The sequence below is a fragment of the Vibrio jasicida CAIM 1864 = LMG 25398 genome (genome assembly GCF_000400365.1).
GTDB classification, from domain to species: Bacteria; Pseudomonadota; Gammaproteobacteria; order Enterobacterales; family Vibrionaceae; genus Vibrio; species Vibrio jasicida.
Genome location: NZ_BAOG01000071.1, coordinates 96,688 through 103,972 on the forward strand (window position 1 = coordinate 96,688; position 7,285 = coordinate 103,972).

The following is a 7,285-nucleotide window of genomic DNA, read 5'->3' on the forward strand; positions in this document are numbered from 1 at the left end:
GCAGCCCCATATTAATTAATACTTCCATTCAACAGAAAATAGCCCTTATTGATAAAATCGATAGGCAATCGAAAAAACAACCAAACAAAAAGCAAAAGAAGCCGAACAAAAAACAGACAAAACCATATTTTACAAATAGTTACCTTAGTAAAGCTGAGAAGAATAACAAAAATCACTTAAATTAAAACAATGCAAATGATGAGAGGTAGATCATTTATAGAGTAATAAACTATCTACATGATAATTGATTCTATCAAAATGATAGATTTTTGTAATGAATCCTTATGCAAGATAGTAATATGGCAAGAATGAAAGCTGCACTCTTAAATAACTATGCTTTATAAAACGTGTTGAAATACGAGCATCATCACGCTATTGTGTTGCAAATATACAAATTACAATTCAAAAAACTAAAATTTGCTTGCTTTTAAAAGGTTGGTCGAATCATGAAACTGCATTTCGAAAATATTGTTTCGTTTGTAGCTGTAGTTGAAGAGGGTTCATTTAGTTCTGCTGCTCGTAAGCTTGGTAAATCCCAATCTACCGTTAGTACTGCTGTTCAAAATCTTGAATCAGACTTAGGCTTCAATTTATTTAATAGGCAGTATTCTAAAGTCTGGTTGAATGAAAAAGGGAAACGCCTATTTCATTTATCAGCCCCTGTTGTTTCAAAGTACCGCGAATTGATGACAACAGCTCAACAAATGAATATCTCGGAACAAATTGTTTACCGCGTTGGAATAGATCCATTGGTATTCAATCAGGAAGTAAAAAAAACACTGTTGGATTTCTCAGAAGCATTTCCTAATGTGGATCTGCTGGTTGTCACTAAACCAAGTTTTGTATTAGGAAATTACATTAACGAAGGAAAAATAGATCTTGCCTTAGGAAACCCGTACCACAAAACAGGAAACGACTTTAACATTGATGAATTGTTTCACGTCAATTGTTGGTGGGTAGCTCACGAAGACTTAACGCACATTGGTGGTAGTCCATCACAACGCGTTCTTTTAATGGATGGGTGCGAAGAGTTACTCAATTTATCAAACATCGCCGCCTATAATTTGTGGAGGCTTGATGATTTAGGGACCATCCTAGACCTATGTAAAGCCCAAAAAGGCATCGCATTTTTGCCGGAGTTTCTTATAGAGGGGAACATAAAAGAAAATAAGCTAAAGCTGATTAACGACCACCCCGATTTTTTTGGCAAAAGAGTCATTGCCTCCCTTTTCTGGCCGCTACATTCTGACTTTAGTTTGTTTAATCAGTGGATCAAAGGGGAGTTGCAAAGTAGCTTAAGAAACCAACAAACGTTCGTTGCAGACCTGACACAATAACGCTCCGTTGAGCTTTTAACGAAACTCTCTTTCGAATAAAAAAGAGCCGCAAACTGCGGCTCTTAGTTTATTTAGTATTCAGGCAAAAACTAATTCTTTACCAAAGACGTTGCTTTCTTGTTATTGCACACGGATGAGCGAAGTACGTTTGACACGACTCAGTGCTTATCCACCCCTCTCCAAAAGCTATAACAACGTTGCTGAGAAGAACTTATCAAGTTTAGTTACGGCTTGATCAACATACTTGTTTTGATCGTAGAGGTCGAAGTGTTGCGCCCCTTTAATCTCAAACAACTCAGCGTCAATACCAGCATCTTTACCACGTTTTACCGCCACTTCGCTAAAATACGCCGATAGCGCTTCAGTCCCAACGACAGCCAAGAAAGGAGTGTCGCCAAGTAACGCCATGTTTTCTGATGGGTTATAAGCGTAGCGTGTATCTAGAGACATAGCAGCGCGCATTGGTGAATAGTTTTCGGCACCGCCACCACGCTCAGGGTTACGATAGTAATCAGCAGCGCGAACCCAAAACTCATTCATGGATTTGGCTTTTTCTGCAGATGGAATGCCATCAACAAGCACGACCTCACCTGTTTTGTAATACTTTTGACGTGCCTCGCTCGCCATTTGGATCTGCTGACGATATTGCTCAACCGGATCGCCCGTAAGTTGGTCCATATACTGAGTTGCCCCACCCATACCATAGTCAGTAAAGTCAACAAAGCCACTGACTGTTGCTACAGAGTCTAAACGGGTATCCTGCATTGCAACTTGTAAGCTGTAACCAGCACCAGAGCAAATGCCTAGCTCACCGATGCGCTGAGGGTCAACGCCTGGAAAATGACTCAAGAATGTAATGGCATTCTTAATATCTTCAACCTTCATTGGCGCATTTTCCATACCGCGAGGATAACCACCACTTTCACCGTAAGTACGATGGTCAAAAGCTAGGGTAATATAGCCTTTTTTTGCCATTTTCTCGGCGTAAATACCTGCGGTTTGCTCTTTAACACCACTGGCTGGCGTAATCACTACAAGCGCTGGATAGTTTTTGCTTTCGTCATAATTGGGTGGCAAGAACACATTGCCAGCAATACGAACATTCTCACTAAGAAAAGCAACTTTATTTTTGCCATCGTGATAGTCAGCACCCAAGAAGGTTTCCGCAGCAACAGATGTTGTTCCTAAAACGGCACTAGCAACTAACGAAAGGGGGATTAATTTAGTAGTTTTCATATCTTACTCCATAGATTTCTGAGGTTTGCAACGTTCCCCGCTGCAACAGATATATGTTATGAAAACCATAAGTGTTGATATATAGCACTCAAATCAATTCACTGTTGCTATTAAACAACAATTAAAAAGATACATTTATAGAAATAGTCACAGATATCCGTAAGTAAGGTATGACTTAATTACTTGGAGAGATAGTTTAAAGCATGACAATTTTTGCTAGCTATAGCCTTCCGCCGTTTTTTATTCGACTTTATGTGCTCTGGGTTGAACTAACTGGTATCCTCTCGCTAGCGTCACTTCTAAACAAAAAAGCCAGCGTTGAATCAATCAACACTGGCCTTTGTTTAGCTAAACCGATGAGAAAACTAGTCTACAAAATACGGCAGTTGTTCTTCAGTCAGACCACTGGCTTTCGCAAAGTCAGTATGCTCAGTTACATTGCTTACATTCCAGCTGGTTAAATCACGGCTCATTTTAACGGCAGCATAAAACATCCGCCACATAGTTATTACGTTCGACGTATCCCAATAGCTAATATCTTGATTAAACGAATAAGCGCCTGAAAACATCTCGGTCATATCCGTTACATTCGATGTATTCCAATAACTTATATCTTGATTAAACGCAGCTGCCTCTTTAAACATTTTATTCATATATACAACATTAGATGTATCCCAATAACCTATATTTTGGTTAAATAATTCTGCGCTATGGAACATGAGTCCCATCTGTGTCACATTAGATGTGTCCCAACGACTTATATCTTGGTTAAATACTTCTGCGCCATTAAACATCCCACCCATATTCGTCACAGTAGATGTATCCCAACGACTTATATCTTGGTTAAACAATTTTGTACCGGCAAACATCTGATTCATATTCATGACATTAGATACATCCCAACGGCTTATATTTTGATTGAATACTATTGCACTGGAAAACATGCCCGACATACTCGTCACATTAGATACATTCCAATGACTTATATCTTGATCAAATGCTTTTGCAGAATTAAACATCTCCATCATATTCGTCACATTTGATGTATCCCAACTACCTATATCCTGGTTAAATACCTTTGAATATGAGAACATATCTCTCATATTTCTCACCTTGGATACATCCCAACCACCTATATCTTGGTTAAATGCATCTGCATGATAGAACATGTGTGTCATATCCGTCACATTCGATGTATCCCAATTACCTATATCTTGGTTAAATGCGTCTGTAAAATAGAACATGTAAGCCATATCCGTTACATTCGAAGTATCCCAGTTACTAATATCTTGGTTAAATATATTGTAACTCTTTTGGCCAGCGAACATACCGTTCATATCCGTCACTTTTGATGTATTCCAATGTCCTATGTCTTGATTAAATATATTTGCAAGGAAAAACATGTCTCTCATATTAGTTACATTCGATGTATCCCAATCACTGATGTCTGCATTAAACGATTTTCGCAGATAAAATACTTTATTCATGTCAGTCACTTGCGTGGTACAAAATCGAATTTTCCCTTGCTCTAGTGTATCTAGCATCGTCTTGTCTTTGATTAGAGCATTGTCCACAACTACATAGACTTGTCCGTTTTCAATCATCACGGAGTTAACGGCTTGGTCTGGGCATTTTACTGAGATATCTGCAGCAAATGCAGTTTGGCTGGCAAGCGCAGCTGCGCCTACTAGAAGAGAAGTAATGGTTCTTTTCATTGTATTTTCCTAGGGTTGAATAGACGTTATTGCGTAAAGGTTGGAAGGTTATCTTCAGACAGGCCACTGCCTTTAGCGAAGTCGTTATGACGAGAGACGCGCTTGACGTTCCAGTAGGTTAAGTCTTGGTCAAAGCGCTTGGCGCCGGAGAACATGCGATCCATGTTGGTAACATGGGAAGTATCCCAGCGGCTGATGTCTTGATTGAAGTATTGGTCTTTAGCGAACAGGTCGCTCATGTCCGTCACATGGCTGGTGCAGAGTAGGATGTTGCCATCCAGAAAGTTTTGCCAGTAGTCTGAATTGCGGATTAGCGTGTCATTTACGACCACAAACAATTCGTCTTCTTGAACCATCACGGTTCCTGGTTTGTTTGATTCGCAAGTCACCGTTTCTGGTTCACTGGCAAAGGTTTGGCTACAACTTAGTAGCGCGCAGGCGGAAATAATCGAACGTAACTTCATGATTAAGATATCCGTGTCTTATAAAATGAATCTCGATCATATAAAAAGCACTTTTGTCAGTTTCACTAATAGAGGCTTTAAATTGACTAAATCAGTAAAAATGCATTCCCTAGCCCAATAAATACCTCACAGTAATAACATAATTCATTATAAAGAGAGCGCTTTGTGAGATATTCCGATAATTGTGCTGAATATCATCAGTGCATTTTCCAACCTTTACTTAATTAACGACTATTCACCGTATCAGTACACGTATTAGGTATTTCGTTTTCTAGAGCAAAAAAAAGAGCCGCAAACTGCGGCTCTTAATCTATCTATTTCTATTTAAGCAAAAACTTATTCTTTACCGAATACGTTGTTTTCTTGCTCTTGTACGCGGATGAACGTAGTACGCTTGGTTAACTCTTTAAGCTTAGCTGCACCTACGTAAGTACATGTTGAGCGAACACCGCCAAGGATGTCTTGGATAGTACCGTGAACGCTGCCACGGAATGGTAGAAGTACGGTTTTACCTTCAGCTGCTCGGTAGCCTGCAACACCACCAGAGTGTTTGTCCATCGCGCTCTTCGACGACATTCCATAGAATTTCATGAACTGCTTGCCGTCTTGCTCGATCACCTCGCCGCCTGACTCTTCGTGACCTGCTAGCATACCGCCTAGCATGACGAAGTCAGCGCCGCCGCCGAATGCTTTTGCAACGTCACCCGCACATGAACAACCACCGTCACCGATGATCATGCCACCAAGGCCGTGTGCAGCGTCACCACATTCGATGATTGCAGAAAGTTGAGGGTAACCAACACCTGTTTTAACACGAGTAGTACATACTGAACCTGGGCCGATACCCACTTTAACGATGTCTGCGCCCGCTAGGATTAGCTCTTCACACATGTCGCCAGTCACTACGTTACCTGCAGAGATAACTTTGTCTGGGAATGCAGCACGTACACGTTGTACGTACTCGACTAGGTGCTCCGAGTAACCGTTCGCGATATCGATACAGATGAAGATAAACTCATCAGAGATCGCCATGATGTCTTTGGTTTTTTGGAAGTCAGCTTCAGACGTACCCGTAGAAACCATAACGTTGTTTAGTGTTGCTTTATCTGCTGTTTTCGCAAACTCAGCCCAGTCTTCTACTGTGTAGTGTTTGTGAACAGCAGTCATTACACCATGCTCTGCTAGCGCTTTCGCCATTGCGAAGCTACCAACCGAATCCATGTTCGCCGCAATTACAGGTACACCAGACCATTGACGGCCACTGTGCTTGAATGTAAAATCGCGGGTTAAATTTACTTGAGAACGGCTCTTAAGGGTTGAACGTTTCGGGCGAAACAGTACATCTTTGAAACCTAACTTAAGTTCTTGTTCGATACGCATTGTGTAATTCCTTGATTCATAAGTATATGTGTCATCTCAGAGTGCGTAGTGAAGTCGTTGGCAGACGAGTTCACTGTTCTTCGGACACAAAAAAACCGGAGCGTTGGCAGACGCTCCGGTTTTCAGCATTATAGGTCGTGATTTATTTCCTACAAGTCTGATATTTGAATTTTTTTTGTGATACCATTTTGGAAATCGCATATCAAAAACACCCCACCACACTCCAAAATCATAACTTTGTTAACAATATCAAACAGTTAAAACCACCCTTCATTTAATCCTTTGCGCAAACCTTTGCGTTAAACAACGGGAATTTTACCGTTCAACCTCTCATAAACGGTCAAAATTACACCAAACGATACTTATTAGTCGGTTCGTACAAGAATAATTTTCTGATTTTTTTCACGTTTCACATCACTTTTCTGCCACTTTTTTGAGTGTATCACGCACGCACTAGCTCTCTGTGACGTTTATAGCGCATCGAAGTGATTCAATAACATCACTTGCTAATAACCCAATTTCGCCTTTTTGTTGAACATTAATGTCCGCAGCGTAACTATGGAGTATCACTCCCAAACGTGCAGCAACAGCAATAGGTAACCCTTTGGCAAGCAGTGCGGCAATTACACCGGATAACACATCCCCCATACCGCCACTGGCCATTCCCGGATTTCCGGCAAGACAAATGTACATTCTCACACCATCATAGATAAGCGTACCCGCCCCTTTAAGAACAACAACACCACCATAACGTTCATGAAGTTGTCTTGCGGCGGCAAAACGGTCTTGCTCTATGCCCTTTGTAGAGACATTAAGTAAACGTGCTGCCTCTCCGGGGTGTGGCGTCATAACGCGTTGCTCATCTCGTAAAACCACTACGTCGTTACGCTGATTCAGCATCGCGAGAATATTGAGTCCGTCTGCATCAACGACTTTCAGTTTGTGCTGCTGAGATAAGTATTGATAGGCTTGATGCGCCCATTCATCCTCACCGAAACCAGGACCGAAAGCCAAGACATCCGCCCAACGTGTCCGTTTAATCAGTTCGTTATCTGCCTCTTTTAACTCATCAAAAGTAATAGCCTGACTCATGACTTCTGGCACACCAACTTGCAGTGGCAACAATGAGCTTGGATGTGTGACAGAGGCGGTT

General features: G+C 41.2%; 6 protein-coding genes. 1 reads left to right on the forward strand and 5 read right to left on the reverse strand.

Annotated elements, in window-relative coordinates; translation table 11 throughout:
* The first annotated feature begins 446 nt into the window (after positions 1-446).
* The gene (locus VJL_RS20060) at positions 447-1,337 is read left to right on the forward strand and encodes a LysR family transcriptional regulator (protein WP_038880833.1); all 891 of its coding nucleotides are present in this window, start codon (positions 447-449) and stop codon (positions 1,335-1,337) included.
* A 186-nt stretch (positions 1,338-1,523) separates the two neighbouring features.
* On the opposite strand, the gene VJL_RS20065 is transcribed toward VJL_RS20060, so the two are convergent.
* The 5 genes from VJL_RS20065 to VJL_RS20085 form a co-directional block, all read right to left on the reverse strand.
* A complete protein-coding gene (locus VJL_RS20065) occupies positions 1,524-2,573 on the reverse strand; it encodes an alpha/beta hydrolase (RefSeq protein WP_038880836.1) in 1,050 nt (349 codons plus the stop codon).
* Positions 2,574-2,938: 365 nt separating this feature from the next.
* Positions 2,939-4,288, reverse strand: coding sequence for a BspA family leucine-rich repeat surface protein (locus tag VJL_RS20070; protein WP_038880839.1), 1,350 nt, complete (start codon positions 4,286-4,288; stop codon positions 2,939-2,941).
* Between the two features lie 26 nt (positions 4,289-4,314).
* Positions 4,315-4,752, reverse strand: a complete 438-nt coding sequence (locus VJL_RS20075) for a BspA family leucine-rich repeat surface protein (RefSeq protein ID WP_038880842.1) — start codon at positions 4,750-4,752, stop codon at positions 4,315-4,317.
* Between the two features lie 336 nt (positions 4,753-5,088).
* Entirely contained in the window at positions 5,089-6,132 is a 1,044-nt protein-coding gene (locus VJL_RS20080; protein WP_038868098.1) for a GMP reductase, read from the reverse strand.
* A 453-nt stretch (positions 6,133-6,585) separates the two neighbouring features.
* Positions 6,586-7,285: NAD(P)H-hydrate dehydratase (locus VJL_RS20085; RefSeq protein ID WP_038880858.1), on the reverse strand; the 700-nt coding region annotated here is incomplete at its 5' end.